Here is a 16611-nt window from a genome sequence, read left to right as displayed (position 1 = left end):
GAGTCGCAGGGGTGGGTCGCCCCCATTGTGCGCCAGCGGTGCCCGCCGTGTCCGCAGGGCCGCACATGTCGTGCCGGACGCGCACCGGTCCCCGGCCCGCGGGAGCTGTTCCGGAACGGCCGTGCGGTGGCGTCCCGCCCGGAGATATTCGGAGGCGGCGTCCGGGCGGTGGGCGTACCGTCCCGCTGATGACTATCACCGTGCGGCCCTTCCACCGCTCCGATGCCCGGGACGTCAGCGAGGTGCGGCGCCGGGTGCTGCCCTACGGGATCTCGACGCCGCAGTCCGTCGCCTGGGAGGTCGCCGAGGCGCCTGCCGCCCGGCGGTTGAAGGTGCTCGTCGCGGAGGCCGGCGGCCGGGTCGTCGGCGTGGTGAAGGCGAGTGTCCGGCACGACAGCAGTACGGCCGGGCAGGGCGTCGTCGCGCCGCTGGTGGATCCCGGCTACCGCGGGCTGGGCGCGGGCCGCGCCCTGCTCGACGCGGCGGAGGAGCACCTGGCCGGTCTCGGTGCCACCCATCTGCACGCCTACCCGCAGGACGACCCCCGCTCGCTGGCTTTCGCCGAACGCCGCGGCTACCGCCGCCTGCGCGTGGCCCGCTACCTCCGCCTCGACCTCGCCCACGCCGCCCTGCCACCGCTGCCCGCGAGCCTTCCGCCCGGTACGGAGCTGCGTACCGCCGCCGACTTCGGCGCCGATCCCCGCCCGCTGTTCGCGGCGGACGCCGAGGTCACGGCGGACGAGCCGGACGACCTGACCGTCGACGCGATGACGTACGAGGACTGGATCGTCCACACCTGGGAGCACCCGGACACCGACCTGGACCTGACGACGGTGGTGACGGTCGACGGTGAGGTCGCGGCGTTCAGCCTGGCCGTCACGGACGGGCAGGGCCGCTACGGCTCGGAGATGACCGGCACCCGCCGCGCCTACCGGGCCCGGGGGCTGGCCAGGCTGGCCAAGACCGACTCCCTGCGCCGGGCCCGGGACGCCTGCTGCACGGAGGCGTTCACGTCCAACGACGCCGAGAACGCCCCGATGCTCGCCGTCAACGCCGCGCTGGGCTACCGCCCGTTCGCCGCCGAGTGGCACTGCGTCCGCGCACTGCGCCGCGCGCGCCCCACGGGTGCGCCCGCCGGTGCCCCTTCGCCCGTGTAGTGGAAGGCCGGCGGCGGGTGCATGAGGAAGTCGTGGTGCGAGATGTTCCAGGCGTACGCGCCGGCCAGTGCGAAGGCGACCCGGTCTCCGGCCCGCAGGTGGGCGACGGGAACCCGGCGCGCCAGGACGTCCTTGGGGGTGCACAACTGCCCGGCGAGGGTGACCTCCTGCCCGTGTGCGCCCGGGCGCGGCCAGGGGCGGGTCCACTCGTCGACGGGCAGGACGACGAAGGGGTGGTCGTGTCCTTTGGCCACCGGAGTGCGCAGGTGGTGGGTTCCTCCGCGCAGTACGGCGAAGGCTTCGCCGTGGCTGTGCTTGACGTCCAGGACTTCGGTCACGTACCAGCCGCAGTAGGCGGTCAGTGCCCGGCCCGGCTCGATGCGCAGGGTGAACTCGGGGTAGCGGTCGGCCAGCTCGGCGAGCCCGGTGCCGTACTCCGTCCAGTCGAAGCGGGTGTCCGGGCGCGTGTAGTCGACGGCCATGCCGCCGCCGAGGCCGACCTCGCAGAGGGAGTGGCCGTGCCGGGCGGCGAAGTGCCGGGCCCATTCGGTGATGCGGGCGGCGAGGGCGAGCTGGGCGGGCGCTTCCAGGCCGCTGGCCAGGTGGGCGTGGATGCCGCGCAGCCGTAGCGGCCCGTCGCAGAGCAGCGGCAGGCAGTGTTCCGCGCGCGCCGGGTCGAGGCCGAAGGGGGTGGCCCGGCCGCCCATCGCGAGCGCGGCGCCTGCCGTCACGCCCGCGCCGAGCGGCAGGTTGACGCGGAGGAGCACGTCGGCGGTCCGGCCGGTCTCCCCGGCGAGGGCGGAGAGCATCCGCAGTTCGTGCTCGCTCTCCAGGTGGAAGCGTTCGACGCCCAGGTCGAGGGCGGCGCGCAGTTCCGCTTCCGTCTTGCCCGGCCCGCCGAAGGCCAGCGGCAGCGCGGGCACGGCCGCGCGCACATGGGCGGCCTCGCCCGCCGAGGAGACCTCGCAGCCGTCGGTGTACGGGGCCAGGGTCCGCAGCAGACGCGGGTCCGGGTTGGCCTTGGCCGCGTAGTACAGCTCGACGGCGGGCGGCAGCGCGGCCCGTACGGAGGCCGCGTGGGCGTCCAGGTCGGCCAGGTCGTAGACGTAGGCGGGCAGCGGTCCGTCGAGTGCGCTGCCGGGGCCCGGGTGCCCGGCCGTGAGGAGGTCCACCTGGCGCGCGGCCAGCTCGGTGATCATGAGGTGCTCCGGGGGCGGGGGAAGGCGGCGCGGGATGCGGCCCGGGATGCGGCGCGCGTGCGGGGCGCTGCCAGGCCGTCGGACACCGTACCGTTCGCCGTGCCGGGGCCGACGGGCGAGGTGATGTGCACGTACCCCGCCTCCCGGTCCGCCGCGCGTCCCCACCGGGTCAGCAGGTTGGCCTTGGCAGGCAGGGGCGCGCCGGCCAGCAGGGCACGCAGTTCGGCCGGTTCGCCGTGTGCGGCGCTCCGTTCGCGCAGCACTCCGCGTACGGCGCGCCACAGTTCGCCCTCCAGCCCCGGGTGCCGGTCGGCGACGGCGGCGGCCAGCTCGGCGAGGTGGTTGACCAGCAGGCAGTAGACGACCCGGTCCCAGCCGCGCTGCGGCGCGTAGACGAGGGGACGGGCCACGTCCTGCGGCAGACTGCCGAGGAACGCGGTGTGCGGGCCGGGCAGCAGCTTGGTGCCCTCCAGGTCGCGGAGGAGTGCCTGGACGGGCATGCCGAGGGCGTCGACACCGAGGACGACGTTCTGGAGGTGCGGTTCGAGGACCACTCCGTGGTCGAAGTAGGCGGCCAGCACGGGCGGGACGAGCAGCGAGAGGTACGCGTCCCACCAGCCCAGCGCCGCCACCGGGTCGGCACCGCGCAGCAGCTCGCCGAACTGGGCGTCGCTCGACGGGTGTTCGTCGGCGACGGCGGCGGCCAGCAGCGGGGTGACGCCGGGCCGCAGCCGCGCGCCCAGTCCTTCCCTGACGATGACGCCGAGCCCTTCGGCCAGCTCCCGGTCGCCCACGTCGACGGTGCGGTAGCCGGGCTCCCGCAGCAGGTCGCAGCCGGGGAAGCGGGCGGTGAGGGCGGTGGCGACGGGTTCCAGGTGGCGGGTGAGGGCGACGGCGCCGCGCAGTTCGTAGTCGGCGTTCTTGCGTACGCAGTTGGTGATGCGGGTGTTGAGGCTGAACTTGAGGAAGTTCCGGCCGTCGTAGAGCGTGCGGACGGACGCGGTGGGCGCGAAGGCGTCGCCGCGCTCCCCCAGGTCGAGCACGTCGCCGCGCCGTACGGCGTCCCGCAGGGCGGGGTGCGCCCGGAGCATGGCGTACTGCCAGGGGTGGGCGGGCAGCAGCCGGTAGCCGTCGGGCACCTCGCCCTGCCGGTCCAGCGCGGTCAGGGCTGCGGGGGTGGCGGCCTCCTCGCGGATCCGGTCGGCGCGTACGGCGAGGTGGCGCAGCGGGAAGCGGGCCCCGGCCTCGGGCGCGTAGCGGGCCCAGTCGGCGGCGCTGCCGGTGCGGGACTTGGGCGTCGGGTGGAAGCGGTGGCCGAACAGCAGCGACTGTTCGGAGCGCACGTAACGGGCGTGCGGACCGGTGTCCCGGCTGCCCGCCCGGCCGGGGGCGGCGGCGTGTTCCAGGGCGGCGGTGACACCCGCGTGGCTCGCCGCGACCTGCGCCCGGAACTCCTCGTTCCGTACGCCCGTCCGCAGCTCCAGCTCCCGCTGCGCGCACGCGGCCAGTTCCTCCCAGCCCAGTTCGTGCCAGCCGCCGTCGCACCACCGCCCGGCCGGGCCGGTGAAGCGGTGCGCCCCGGTGAGCGAGATGCGGCGCAGGCCGACCCGCAGGAGTTCGCCGCAGCGCGGCAGCCGGAGCAGCAGGTGCGTACCGGCCACGGCGGTCTGCCGTTCCGGGCCGCAGACCTCGCGCAGCAGGCAGTTCAGGAGGGTGTGGGCCACGGGCTCGTCGGCCGTGAGCGGGACCGTGCGGCCGTCCGTGCCGGTGGTGCGGTAGGGGGCGAGGGGCATTGCGGGGACTCCAACAGGGGGGTGGGGAGCGGATGCCTGGGAGGGGGGCTGGGCCGGGCCGTGGGGGGCTCCGGGGCTTTCGGGCCCGGAAGCCCGGGGTTCCTCGGGCCCGGAACGCGTCAGCGGGCCCGGACGGGCGTCACGCGGGGCGGCACGGAACCGGGGAAGCGGTCACCGGCCCGGCGCCAGGTAGTTCGGCCCGGTGACGTAGAACTTGTTGATGTCCGACGCCCCCGACCGGCGTTTCGACAGCAGGCTGCCGGCCGTGACCATGGCCTTGACCGGCAGCCGGTCGGCGTCCAGGACGCGGTGGCGCAGCACGGCGGCGGCAGCTCCGGGTGCGGCCTCCAGCCGGTCGACGGCCTCCGTGAGCCGCGCTCTGAGCTGCCCGAGCAGGACCGGCAGCGGCGCGCGGCCGAGCCGGGCCAGTTCGAAGGCGAGGGCCCCGGCGCACAGGTGGACGGTGATGGTGGCGAAGACGTCGGCCACCGGGGCGTCACCGCCCACCAGGATGCGCCGGTCGTCGAATCCGCACAGGTCGGCGGCGTCCCCGCCCAGGACGGCGGCCAGCCGTACGGTGTTCACCCGCGGCCCGTCGTTGTCCTTGAGCAGCAGCCGCAGACGCGGGCGTCCGGCCACCTCGTCCAGGACGAGGGAGGTGTTCTGCTGGTGCGACTCCAGCGCGATGCCGTACGCGAAGAGGGTGGTGTGCCAGTCCAGGAGGAGTGTCAGGTAGGCGTCGAGGAGGGCGAGCAGGTCGCCGCCGTAGAAGCGGCGGGCGAGGTCGTCGGCGACCAGTGAGCCGTCCGGCATCCGGGCGGCGAGCGCGGCCAGCGGCACCACCCGGGCGCCGCGCAGCCCGCTGGACCCGCGCAGGCCGCGCAGGCTCCGCGCCCCCTTCAGCCCGTCGGCGCTGCCGCACACCGCCGCCGTGCCGCCACTGCCCTTGGGGAAGCGGCGCACCAGGGTGGCCAGCAGGTCGTGTCCGGCGTCCAGATGAGTGGTCTCGTCGGCGAGCAGCACGGTCTCGGCGAAGCGCGGGTGCCGGTCGACGACGGTCTCCAGCAGCCGCTGGCCCACCGCGCCGTCCACGAGCGTGCCGGGTTTCATGCCGCGCCGGTTGAGGCGGCCCAGGGTGGCGGTGGCGAGCGGGAGTTTGAGGTGGGTGTACGGGTCGTCGGTGACGGCGACGGTCCGCATCGACAGGGTGGGCCGTACCCGCAGCCAGGCGCGGTCGGCGAGCCGCGCGCCGTCTTCGAGGCCGCGGGCGCGCAGCGCTTCGGCCAGCGGGCCTTCGGCGGTGAGCGGGTGGACGGGCAGGGCGAGATGGCTGCCGTCCAGCCGGGGCAGGCCCAGGTCACCGGGGGCGGGCCACCAGGCGGGCAGCGCCGCCGGGTCGCCGTTGACGGCCTCGCGCGGGAGGGCCAGCCAGCGCAGCGCGAAGCCGGGGGCGAACTCCGGCGCGTAGGCGCGGATCTGGGTCTCGTCCAGGCCGAGGCGGGCCCGGCCGGTGGGGTAGACGGGGTGGTCGCGGTACGCGGCGAGCGTGTCGTAGTCGAGTGCGCCGCCGGGGCCGCACCAGGCGCGGTCGCCGTCGTACGCGCCGGCCGCCGCGCCGCGGGCTCCGCCGGCCGTCGCGCCGTTGTTCCCGCCGTACGCGCCGCCGCCCGCGTGCGGGCCGAGGCGGGCGATCACCGCCGCGCGCTCGGCGGCCTGCATCCGGGCGGTGGCAAGCGCCTGGTGGCACTCGCCGGTGAAGGCGTCGAAGCCCGGCCGGTCCTCGGGCGCCACGGCGGTGCGCAGCACGCCCATGATGCCGTCCACCCCGGTCACCCGCGTGCCGTCGGCGCGCGCCAGCTCTCCCCTGCTGGCGGCGGTCTCGCACTGGAAGCCGTCGGCCTCGACCGGGACCAGGACCGGCCCGTCCGGGAGGCCCAGCCGCAGCCAGTCGCCGTCCGGGCGGCGCACCGTCCCCGCGCGGCGGCGCAGCCCGTACGCGTCCTCGCGCAGCAGCGCGCTCAGCACGCGCCGCATCAGGTCCTCTTCCGCTCCGCCCGGCGCGGCCCCGCCCTCCGGGGCCACTCCTCCCGTCGCCCCCCGCAGTGTGTCCGGTACGCCGTCTCCCGCCACCGCCGTCACGGCACGATCTCCCAACAGTGTGCGGCCAGGAACTCCCGTACGGCCGCGTCGATACGCCCTTCGTCGCGGCCGGTCGCCCGCAGCACCCCGAGGAAGTCCCGGTTGGTGCGGTACAGCGGGTGCCGCTCGCCCGTCTCACGTAAGGGCCGGTAGTCGAGGCGGACGCCGTCCGCCTCCTGTACGTGCGCCTCCGGCGCGGCCTTCAGCGTTCCGTCCCGGTCGGCGCACACGTACTCCATGCGCACCCTTGTGCCGCGCCGCACGGCCAGGGCGTCCGGCAGCGGCTCCCCCAGGTGCGTACGGAGGATCAGCTCGAAGAGCGGGAGGTCCAGGGCTTCGGCGAGGGCGAGGTCGCACCGGTCGCCGATGGCCCGGTAGTTGACCTCGATGATCCGGGCCCGGCCGCCCTGGTCCACGTACTCGGTGTGGCAGGCGCCGAATCCGACACCCAGCGCGTGCAATTGCTCCAGCACCTGGCGGGTGCAGGGGCCGGGCGGTTCGGGGAGCAGGGTCAGCCGCTCCTCGATGAAGTGCGGCGGCGAGGTGTCCGTGCGGAACGAGGCCAGCGGGTGCAGTACGTGACCGTCGCCGAGGGTCTCCAGAGTGTGCAGCGGGCCGTCCAGGTACTCCTCCAGGACCAGCGCGGCGCCGGGCCGCCGTGCCCGGATCTCGCCGCACCGCGCGGCCAGTTCCGCGTCGTCCGCCACCAGGAAGACGTCCTCGCCGGCCACCCCTTCGCGCGGCTTGAGCACACAGGGGTACGGGACGCCGTGCCCGGCCGGGGCGTCGCCCGGCGCCAGTTCGGCGGAGTTGACGGTGTCCAGCCCGGCGGCGGCCAGGCCGCGCCGCAGTTCGGCCTTGTTCTTCGTACGGAGCGCGGCCCGCCAGTCCTTGCCGGGCAGCCCGGAGTACTCGGCGGCCAAGGCTGCCTGGGCCTGGAGGTGGTCACTGTTGGTGAAAACCGCGGCAGGAGCCCCAACCCGCCCCGTCTGCGCGGAGGTTCGCGCGATCACGGCGCGGAAGTCCTGCACGTCGCACGGTACGATCTCCAGCCTGCCGGGCAGCGCTCCCGCCGACGGCCCGTCCCCGCACCGTTCGCGCGTGTACCGCTCGTACGCCGCGCGGTGGGCGTCCGGCTGGTCGGTCAGCAGCGTCACGGCGAGGCCGAGGCGGGCCGCGGCCGGCAGGAAACCTTCCGTGACGGAGTCGGTGGGGTTGCGGGCCAGGAGGATCAGGCCCGCACAGGCGTCGTTCGGGGTTGCGGCCTCGTTCACCCGCGCAAGATTAGGTTAGGCATACCTAACCTTGTCAACTCGTGGCGTCCGCCGCCGTGTCGCCCCCTCCGCCTGCCCCTCCCCCGCACCGCCCCGCCCCCGCTGCCACCCTCGCGCCCCTCACCCCGGCCCCGGACGCCCCTGGCCTTAATCCCTCCTCAGCTCTTTCTTAAGCCGGCCATAAAGATCACCGCGAACCGGCTTCCGGACCGAAATGCGCTGCTCAGCGGGGCTAGCGTGCTGATCGCACCGCCCGGACCGAGCGTTCGTGCGGTGCCGCTCCCCCGATCCGACGAAGGAGACCCCCACGATGACCGCTCGCCGCACGGCAGCCGGGATCGCGCTGACCGGCATCGCCCCGCTGGCGCTCACCGCGCTCACCGCGACCCCGGCCGTCGCCCACGGCTCGATGACCGACCCGGTCAGCCGGATCTCCGCCTGCTTCGCCGAGGGCCCCGAGCACCCGAAGTCCGCGGCCTGCAAGGCGATGGTCGCGGCCGGCGGCACCCAGGCCCTGTACGACTGGAACGGCGTACGGGACGGCAACGCGGGCGGCCGGTCCAAGAAGCGCATCCCGGACGGCAAGCTGTGCAGCGCCAACGCCCCCGAGTACAAGGGCCTGGACCTGCCGCGGGCCGACTGGCCGGCCACGAACCTCAAGGCCGGCAACCACACCTTCCGGTACAAGGCGACCGCCCCGCACCGCGGCTCCTTCGAGCTGTACATCACCAAGGACGGCTACGACCCCGCCAAGCCGCTCAAGTGGTCGGACCTGGAGGCGAAACCGTTCGCCAAGGTCACCAACCCCACGCTGACCAGCGGCGACTACGTCTTCGGCGGCAAGGTGCCCGCCAAGACCGGCCGCCACCTGATCTACAGCATCTGGCAGCGCTCGGACAGCCCCGAGGCGTTCTACACCTGCTCCGACGTCGTCTTCGGCAAGGGCGGTACGAGCGGCGGCGCGGCGGCCTCGGCCCCGGCCGCCGCGGCGCCGGGCGACCAGCAGATCGCCGCCGAGGCGAGCAAGTCGACCATCGACCACACGCACCACGGCAGTCACGGCGCACACGGCGACGCCCAGGCTGCCGGGGACACCGGCAAGGCATCGGACACCTCCACGGGGAACGCGGCGCACCCCGACGGCGGCGCGGCCAAGGAGGTGGACCCGAAGCAGGCCGGTGCCCAGCAGGCGGCCGGCAGCCACCTCGCGGAGACCGGCGGCGACAGCTCGACCGCACCGATGGCCGTCGGCGGCGCGGCCGTCCTGGCGCTGGGCGCCTCGGTCCTGTTCGCGAGCACCCGCCGCAAGGCGGCCCGACAGCGCGGCTGACCCGCACACTTCCTCCCCAGGGCCCTTCCCCCCACACAGGGCCCGACTCTGTGAGGCCATCCCCCACTGGCCCCGCAGGCCCCGCGAGGCCATCCCCCACTGGCCTCGCGGGGCCCCCACACCGGCGCCGCCGCCCCCTTTTCCTTCACCTCAGGGGGCGGCGGCGCCTCGCGCGCCCCGCTGCCGCGCCGCACTCCCCTGTGGTGCGGCGTGACAGCACGGCAGGCGCGCGTCGTGTCATCTCTCAGCGACGGGCGGCCCTGCGGAGATTCCCGTTCCGCCGGAGGAATCCCGGAAATTCGCCGCTTCAGGCGGTTGTCAGTGGTGTCCCGTACAGTCACGGGAGTTGACCTTGACGACGAGGAGAGCAGCGTGACGACGAAGGAGTGGGCAGGGGCCGACGGGGCCCGGCAGGTCACGGAGGTCGTGTCCGAGCGCGAGTTGCGGGAGTTGGTCGGTGAGCCGAGCGACCACGCGCTGTACAAGGTGCGCGACCGGCTGCACGACCTCGACCGGCAGTGGCTGGCGAGCTCGCCGTTCTGCTACGTCGCCACCTCGGACGCCGAGGGCCGGTGCGACGTCTCCCCCAAGGGCGACCCCGCCGGTTTCACGACGGTGCTGGACGACACCACGATCGCGATACCGGACCGCCCCGGCAACAAGCGCGTGGACGGCTTCCGCAACATCCTCGCCAACCCGCGGGTCGGACTGAACTACGTCCTCCCGGGCCGCGGCGACACCCTGCGCATCAACGGCCGCGCCCGCATCCTGCGCGACGCCCCGTTCTTCGACGCCATGGTCGTCCGGGGCAACCGCCCCCGGCTGGTGCTGCTCGTCGAGATAGACGAGGTCTTCTACCACTGCTCCAAGGCGTTCCTGCGCTCCCGGATGTGGCAGCCGGAGAGCTGGCGGCCCGACGCGCTGCCCTCACGGGCCCGCATGGCCAAGGATGTCGAGGTCCCCGACATCCCGCTGGAGCAACTGGAGGAGCACTACGGCCCGCGGTACGCGGAGCGGCTGTACGGCTGAGCGAGCTTCGCCGCGGGCCGGGCCGCCGCCTCGCCGAAGCGCTCCCGCGCCCGGTCCACGGCGGCCTCGATGCGGCGCGCCTTGTCCTCGGCCGGGTCGAACGTCAGTTGCCGGGCGGCGTGTTCGGCGCGGCACAGGTCCTCCGCCCGCAGCGACACGGACCGTACGCGGGCCCGTTGCAGCCCGAGTGCCGCGTGCAGTGTGTACGCCGCGTCCGTCAGCGCGGGCCCGTGCGCGGTCGGTTCGGGCAGCCGCCGGGTGCGCGTCGTCGTGGAACGGTCGGCGTAGCGGACGGTGAGGGTGAGCGCGCGGGCCGCCCGGCCGCTGCCGCGCAGCCTGGCGCCGAGGTCGTCCGCGAGCGAGAGCAGCGCGCGCCGCCGCCGGTCCGGGTCCAGTTCGTCGTGTGCGAAGCGGTGTTCGGCGCCGATCGAGCGGGCGGCGGCGTTCGGGGTGACCGGGCTCGGGTCGATCCCGCGGGCCTTGTCGTACACCGCCCGGCCCGCCTTCGCGCCGAGGATGCGCTGGAGGGTCGCGGGCGGCGCGGCGGCGATCCGGCCGACGCTGTCCAGCCCGTACGCGCACAGGGCGCGTGCGGTCGCCGGCCCGACGCCGTGCAGGGCGGCGGCCGGTTTGCGGTCGAGGAAGTCCGCGACGGCGTCCCCGGGGACCCGGCGCACCTCGCCGGGCGCGGCACCCTGCGCCGCCATCCGCGCGAGCAGCGGGTTGCCGGCGACACCGATGGTGCACCGCACCCCGTACCAGGCCAGCGCCCGCAGCCGGATCAGCTCGGCGATGCCGGCGGCGTCCCGTTCGAAGTAGCGCAGCGCTCCCCGTACGTCGGCCAGCGCGGCGTCCGGCGGCAGCGCCTCGATCACCGGCGTGAACTGGCCCAGCAGCCGCAGGAGTTGTTCGTAGGTCTCCTCGCCGGGCGGGGCTTCCCGGTCTCCGTCCGTGCCGCCGTCACCGGCGGCGCGGAACCGTACGTACAGCATCTCGGCAGGGGCCCCGGCCCCGGCGGGCGTCCCGCTCCGGCCGGTCATCCCGCGCTCCCCGGGCTGGCGTGCCACAGCTTGCGTCCGGTGGCGGTGCCTTCGCCCGCCGGGCGGAGGTCGGCCCAGGGGTGCAGCTCGTAGCCGGTCTCCAGCCGGATGGTACGGCCGGCCGGTGCGGCCGCCGGGTCCGCTCCGGACGCGGCGGCCGGAGCCCGGTCCGCCGCCCAGGTCGCCTCGGCCGCCGCCGAGCCCGCGCGGCCCGGTTCGCTGTGCACCCGGCGCGGCACCCCGCCGTCGACCGGCCCGCCACCCGCCGGCCCGGCCGGTTCCGCCGCCGTCCGGCTCTCTTCGGCGAGGCGCGCGGTGACCGCTTCCAGCCCGCCCTCGCGGCGCAGTTCGGCCAGCTCGGCGAGGTTCCAGGCGGCGGCGCCGACCACGCTGAAGCTGCGCGGCCCGCGCCGCTGGACCGTGCCCCGTACGAGCAGCAGCCAGGAGTGGAAGACGGTGTGCGCGCACGCCTCGTGCGAATCGTCGAAGAAGGCGCAGTCGACCAGGCCCGTGCTGTCGTCGAGGGTGGTGAAGATGACCCGGCGGCCGGAGCGGATCGGCGGGGTCTGGGTGGCCGCCTTGGCCCCGGCGACCAGCACCGTCTCCCCGTCCGCGGCGTCCCGCAGCCGCTTGGCGGGCAGCGCGCCCAGCTCCGCGAGGAACTCCCGGTGGTCGCTCATCAGGTGCCGGGTGGTGTCCATGCCGAGGACGCCCAGTTCGGCACTGAGCCTTTCGACGTCGGTCAGGTCGGGCAGCCCGGCCGGTTCGACCGCCTCGACGGGCGCGGCGGCGCCGTCCCCCGCGTCCAGGGGCAGTTGCCCCTCGGCCACGCCCCGCCGGCGGCCGTGCAGTTCGGCCAGGTGCAGCAGCAGGTCGCGCCGGTTGGCGCCGAAGGCGTCCAGCGCGCCCACGCGCGCGAGGCGTTCGGCCACCGGGCGGCTGGGGCGGGCCCGCTGCCACAGGTCGGGGAGCGAGGAGTAGGGCTGCCCGTCCTCGATGCGCCGGGCCTCGGCCTCGCTCATGCCGTGCACGTCGGCGAGGGCGAGCCGCAGGCCCCAGACCGCGGGGGCGGCTCCGTCTCCGGACCTGGCGGCCGGACCACCCCCGTCCCCCACATCCGCACCCGCACCCGCACTACCGGACACCAGTTCGATTCGATGAGCGACCGCCGACCGGTTCACGTCCAGCGGCAGCACCGGCACCCCACGCCGCCGCGCGTCCGCCAGCAGCAGCCGCTTCGGGTACATCCCCGGGTCGTGGGTGAGCAGCCCGGCGTAGAAGGCCGCCGGGTGGTGCGCCTTGAGCCAGGCGGACTGATACGTCGGCACCGCGAAGGCGACCGCGTGCGCCTTGCAGAAGCCGTACGAGCCGAACGCCTCGACGATCTCCCAGGTGCGTTCGATCACCTCGGGGGTGTACCCCCGCCGCCCGGTCCGCTCCACGAACCAGGCGCGCACCTGCCCCTGCACCTCCGGCTTGGACAGCGCGCGCCGCTTCTCGTCCGCCTCGCCCCGGTCGCAGCCGGTCATGATCCGCAGGATTTCGATGATCTGCTCGTGGAAGACGACCACACCGTAGGTCTCGCTCAGCGGCCCCTCCAGGTCCGGGTGCGGGTAGCGGGCGGGCCTGCGGCCGTGCCGGGCCTCGATGAAGGGCCGCACCATGTCGGCCGAGACCGGCCCGGGGCGGAACAGCGAGATGTCGACCACCAGGTCGTGAAAGGTGGCGGGCTGGAGCCGGCCGACCAGGTCGCGCTGGCCGGGCGACTCGATCTGGAAGCAGCCGAGCGTCTCGGTGGAGCGGATCAGGCCGTACGTGGCGGGGTCGCCGGGCGGCACCTGCGCCGGGTCGTCGAGGTCGACGCTGCGGCCGGTGGCCCGCCCGATCTCGGCGGTCGCGTGCGCCATCGCGGACTGCATCCGTACACCCAGCACGTCCAGCTTGAGCAGCCCCATCTCCTCCACGTCCTCCTTGTCGAACTGCGACATCGGCAGCGGGGAGCCGCCCACGCCGTCACGGTGGGGGATCTCGCTGCGGGTCGGTACGACAGGGGTGCGGTCCAGCAGCGAGGCGTCCGAGAGCAGCACTCCGCACGGGTGCATGGCGATACCGCGCGGCAGCGCGTCCAGCGCCTCGACCAGGTCCCACATCGGCCCGTACCGGTCCGCGTCCACGCCGCGCAGCTCCGGCAGCTCGGCGAGGGCCGCGCGGGCGTCGCGCGCCCGGATGTGCGGGAAGGCCTTGGCCAGCCGGTCCACCTCGGCCGGGTCCATGCCCAGGGCGGCGCCCACGTCCCGTACGGCGTGCCGGACCCGGTAGGTCTCGGGCATGGCGACGGTGGCGACCCGCTCGGTGCCGAACCGGTCGAAGATCGCGCGGTAGACCTCCAGGCGGCGCGCGGACTCCACGTCGATGTCGATGTCGGGCAGCACCGCGCGGCGCTTGGACAGGAAGCGCTCCATCAGCAGCCGCTGTTCGACCGGGTCGGCGTGTGCGATGCCCAGCAGGTGGTTGACCAGCGAGCCCGCGCCGGAGCCACGCGCGGTGACCCGGATGCCGAGGCCCCTGGTGTCCTCGACGACCTGGGCGACGGTGAGGAAGTACGAGGCGAAGCCGTGGTGTTCGATGATGTCCAGTTCGTGCTCCATCCGCTCCCAGTACGCACGGCGCCGGTCGTAGCCGCGCAGCACCATCCCGGCGGCGCAGCGGGAGCGCAGCACCCGTCCGGCGGTGCGGCGCGCGGCGCCGACCAGGCGGGGTTCGGGGAAGTGCACGGTGCCCAGCCCGATGTCGTCCTCCGGATCGACCCGGCACCGCGCGGCCGTCTCCTCGGTCATCTCCAGCAGCCGCTGCGCGGTGCCGCGCCCGAGACCGGCCGCCTCGGCGACCCGCTCGGCGGCGCGGGCCATCGCGTTCGCGTCCTTGAGCCACCGTTCGCCGCTGTCCCGGGCCTCCGGGCGGTGCCGGTCCACCGGCACCAGGCGGCGGGCGGAGTCCAGGACGTCGGCGACCGGGCCCTGGCCGGGGTCGGCGTAGCGGACGGCGTTGGTCAGTACGGCCCGGACACCGTGTTCGACGGCGAAGCCGAGGGTACGGGCGGCGAGGCGCAGCGAGCCGGGTCCGGTGCCGGTACGGCCGTGGTCGACGACCTCCAGGCGCAGCGCGTCGCCGAACAGTTCGCGCCAGGGGGCGAGGAGCCGGGCGGCGCGGTCGGGGCGCCCGGCGGCCAGCGCACGGCCGGGTTCGGAGTCGGGCCCGAGCAGGACGGTGACCGCGTCCGGCGCCCCGGCGCGCACCGCTTCGGTGAGGGCGGCCCAGGTCAGGACGGGCCGGGTCGAATCGCCCGGCAGGGAGGCCGCGTGCGCGGCCGAGACCAGGCGGCACAGCACGGCCCATCCGGCGGCGCCGTCCCGGGCCAGGAAGACGGCGCGGGCCGCCGACTCGTCGACGAACGCGCCGCCGCGCACCGGGCCGCGCCGCCGGGCCGTCCCCGGGGCGGCGCCCGGTACCGTACGGCCGTCCTCGGGCGGGGCCACCGCCAGCTCGGTGCCGAACAGCGGACGGACGCCGGCCGAGGCCGCCGCCTTGGCGAAGCGGACGGCTCCGGCCAGGCCGTCCCGGTCGGTCAGCGCGAGGGCGTCCATGCCGCGCTCGGCGGCGCGCTCGGCGAGCCGTTCCGGGTGGGCGGCGCCGTACCGCAGGGAGAACCCCGAGGCGGTGTGCAGATGCGTGAACCGTGGCATCCGCGCCTCCTGCCGCTCGTACACCCCCTGACCGTTGCTGCGTCCCCCGTCGCGGTTCCACCATAACTCTTTTCTCGAACAACCGTACGAAATTCGAACAGCGCCCGCCTCCGTCCGCTCCGAACGCGCCGCCGCCCCGATCAGCTCGCCCGGCCTGCAAAGATCCGTAATACGCCGGAAGATATGGGGCAAAAGGTCTGGGAACGAGAGACCTACCTGAGAACGAAAGACCCACTCGGCACGGCAGGGCGAGGGAGCGGCGCATGGCCACGGCGGACGACGGCACCCGCGGCATCCGGGACCAGGACACCCGGGACAGGAGCTTCCTCGAGGAGGTGAAGGACGCGATCTCGGGGCGGGCCGCCCTGCTGATGATCGGCGTACTGGCCCTGACGGCCCTGTTCATCGCCTCGTACGCGGGCGCCTTCCACTCTCCGAAGCCGAAGGACGTACCGCTCGCGGTCGTCGCGCCCCAGCAGATGAGCGGACGGCTCGTCGAACGGCTCGACAAGCTGCCGGGCTCCCCGCTCGACCCTCGTACGGCCTCCTCCGAGGCGGACGCGGCGCGGCAGATCAAGGAGCGGGACATCGACGGCGCACTGATCGTCGACCCGCGCGGCACCACCGACAAGCTGCTGGTGGCCAGCGGTTCCGGGGCCTCGCTCTCCCAGGCCGTCGAACAGGTCGTCACCCAGGCCGAGAAGGCGCAGAAACGCACCGTACAGGTCCAGGACATCGCCCCCGCCGACAAGGACGACACCCGCGGCCTGTCCTCGTTCTACCTGGTGGTCGGCTGGTGCGTGGGCGGCTACCTGTGCGCCGCGATCCTCGCGATCAGCTTCGGCGCCCGCCCCGTCAACCTCAAGCGGGCGGTCATCCGGCTGGGCGCGCTCGCCGTCTACTCGATCCTCACCGGCCTGGCCGGCGCCGTCGTCATCGGCCCCGTCCTGGGAGCCATGCCCGGCAGCCTGTACGGACTGTGGGGCCTCGGCGCGCTGATCGTGTTCGCGGTGGGCGCCACCACCTTCGCCTTCCAGGCGATCGCCGGGATCATCGGCATCGGCCTGACCATCCTCGTGGTGGTGATCGCCGGCAATCCCAGCGCGGGCGGCGCCTACCCGTACCCCCTGCTGCCGGACTTCTGGCGCGTGATCGGCCCCGCGCTGCCGCCCGGGGCGGGTACCTGGGTGGCCCGCTCCATCGCGTACTTCCACGGCAACGCGGTGACCGGCCCCCTCCTGGTGCTCTCCGCATGGGCCGTCGCCGGCACCGCCCTGACCCTGATCTTCTCCGCCCTCACCAAGGGCCGGACGGTGATCAACCGCAGCGAGGTGCGGCAGTGACGGCGGAACGCTTCCGGACGGGGCGGACGGAGTGCGTGATCATGCGTCGTCGGATCTGATTTTCGCGCTCAGCGCCTGCACGGCGTCACGGTATCGGTTCCGGTCGAACCGAAATGGGCCGAACGCCGTGTAGTCGCGTTCCGGGCGGTGGGATTGCTCGAAGGAGTCCCAGATCACGAGATCACCCGTCACGGCGATGCGGGCCGTGAGCGGCCAGCAGCCCGGCTCGCCGCATTCACAGCCGAGCAGGAGTGTCATCCCCCATGTATCGGCGGATCGCCCATGGAAGTGGTCTTCCATCGGACCGTACGGGAAAAGCTGCGGGAAAATACCACCGTAGGCATCGCCTGCGGGCTGCATCCCGGCTCCGGTCTCGAACCTGTCGATCAGGTCGGTGAGCGGCATTCCGTCGATGCAGGGGATGACCTCGAGCCCGTCGCCGTAATCGTCGCGGCGCTGACAGTCGAACCGGATCTCATTGCTGGTCATCCCCTGATTGTCCCAGCGCCCCCACTACGTGAAGGACGGCCACCGATCGGCGGCCCGCTCGGCCCCAGCGAGTAC

At 74.6% G+C, this 16611-nt stretch carries 11 protein-coding genes; 4 read left to right on the top strand and 7 right to left on the bottom strand.

All coding sequences use genetic code 11. The features are described 5' to 3' along the window. Positions 1 to 188 precede the first annotated feature (188 nt). Positions 189 to 1157: a GNAT family N-acetyltransferase gene (locus tag ACZ4QV_RS14210; RefSeq protein WP_361636932.1), complete on the top strand. Its 969-nt coding sequence runs from the start codon at positions 189 to 191 to the stop codon at positions 1155 to 1157. Here ACZ4QV_RS14210 and ACZ4QV_RS14205 read toward each other — a convergent pair. From ACZ4QV_RS14205 to ACZ4QV_RS14190, 4 genes are all read right to left on the bottom strand, one after another. After that, positions 1064 to 2356 (bottom strand): type III PLP-dependent enzyme, encoded by a 1293-nt coding sequence (locus ACZ4QV_RS14205; protein WP_361636935.1) that lies wholly within the window; start codon positions 2354 to 2356, stop codon positions 1064 to 1066. The two genes, ACZ4QV_RS14210 and ACZ4QV_RS14205, sit on opposite strands and share 94 nt — an antisense overlap. Continuing rightward, entirely contained in the window at positions 2353 to 4149 is a 1797-nt protein-coding gene (locus tag ACZ4QV_RS14200) for an IucA/IucC family protein (RefSeq protein ID WP_467762935.1), read from the bottom strand. Before ACZ4QV_RS14200 ends, ACZ4QV_RS14205 begins: the two co-directional genes overlap by 4 nt. A 171-nt stretch (positions 4150 to 4320) precedes the next feature. Beyond that, positions 4321 to 6183, bottom strand: coding sequence for an IucA/IucC family protein (locus ACZ4QV_RS14195; protein WP_361154363.1), 1863 nt, complete (start codon positions 6181 to 6183; stop codon positions 4321 to 4323). 101 nt (positions 6184 to 6284) lie between these two features. Then, a complete protein-coding gene (locus ACZ4QV_RS14190; RefSeq protein WP_361636941.1) occupies positions 6285 to 7562 on the bottom strand; it encodes an ATP-grasp domain-containing protein in 1278 nt (425 codons plus the stop codon). Between the two features lie 310 nt (positions 7563 to 7872). On the opposite strand from ACZ4QV_RS14190, the gene ACZ4QV_RS14185 reads away from it, so the two are divergent. Further along, positions 7873 to 8892 (top strand): lytic polysaccharide monooxygenase, encoded by a 1020-nt coding sequence (locus tag ACZ4QV_RS14185; RefSeq protein ID WP_361588211.1) that lies wholly within the window; start codon positions 7873 to 7875, stop codon positions 8890 to 8892. A gap of 372 nt (positions 8893 to 9264) precedes the next feature. After that, complete coding sequence (locus ACZ4QV_RS14180) at positions 9265 to 9921, top strand: pyridoxamine 5'-phosphate oxidase family protein (RefSeq protein ID WP_361154371.1); 657 nt, start codon at positions 9265 to 9267, stop codon at positions 9919 to 9921. On the opposite strand, the gene ACZ4QV_RS14175 is transcribed toward ACZ4QV_RS14180, so the two are convergent. Both ACZ4QV_RS14175 and ACZ4QV_RS14170 read right to left on the bottom strand, forming a co-directional pair. Continuing rightward, the gene (locus ACZ4QV_RS14175; protein WP_361154374.1) at positions 9885 to 10961 is read right to left on the bottom strand and encodes a DNA polymerase Y family protein; all 1077 of its coding nucleotides are present in this window, start codon (positions 10959 to 10961) and stop codon (positions 9885 to 9887) included. The genes ACZ4QV_RS14180 and ACZ4QV_RS14175 overlap by 37 nt on opposite strands. Further along, the gene (locus tag ACZ4QV_RS14170) at positions 10958 to 14704 is read right to left on the bottom strand and encodes a DNA polymerase III subunit alpha (RefSeq protein WP_361588209.1); all 3747 of its coding nucleotides are present in this window, start codon (positions 14702 to 14704) and stop codon (positions 10958 to 10960) included. The genes ACZ4QV_RS14175 and ACZ4QV_RS14170 overlap by 4 nt, the downstream gene beginning before the upstream one ends. Before the next feature lie 263 nt (positions 14705 to 14967). Between ACZ4QV_RS14170 and ACZ4QV_RS14165 the strand changes: the two genes are divergently transcribed. After that, complete coding sequence (locus ACZ4QV_RS14165) at positions 14968 to 16047, top strand: ABC transporter permease (RefSeq protein WP_361154379.1); 1080 nt, start codon at positions 14968 to 14970, stop codon at positions 16045 to 16047. A gap of 39 nt (positions 16048 to 16086) precedes the next feature. Here the strand turns inward: ACZ4QV_RS14165 and ACZ4QV_RS14160 are convergent, their stop codons facing one another. Then, positions 16087 to 16536, bottom strand: coding sequence for a hypothetical protein (locus tag ACZ4QV_RS14160; protein WP_467762934.1), 450 nt, complete (start codon positions 16534 to 16536; stop codon positions 16087 to 16089). Positions 16537 to 16611 lie beyond the last annotated feature (75 nt).

Source organism: Streptomyces sp. NPDC026394, from assembly GCF_055567735.1.
This window is presented reverse-complemented; position numbering and strand designations above follow the sequence as displayed.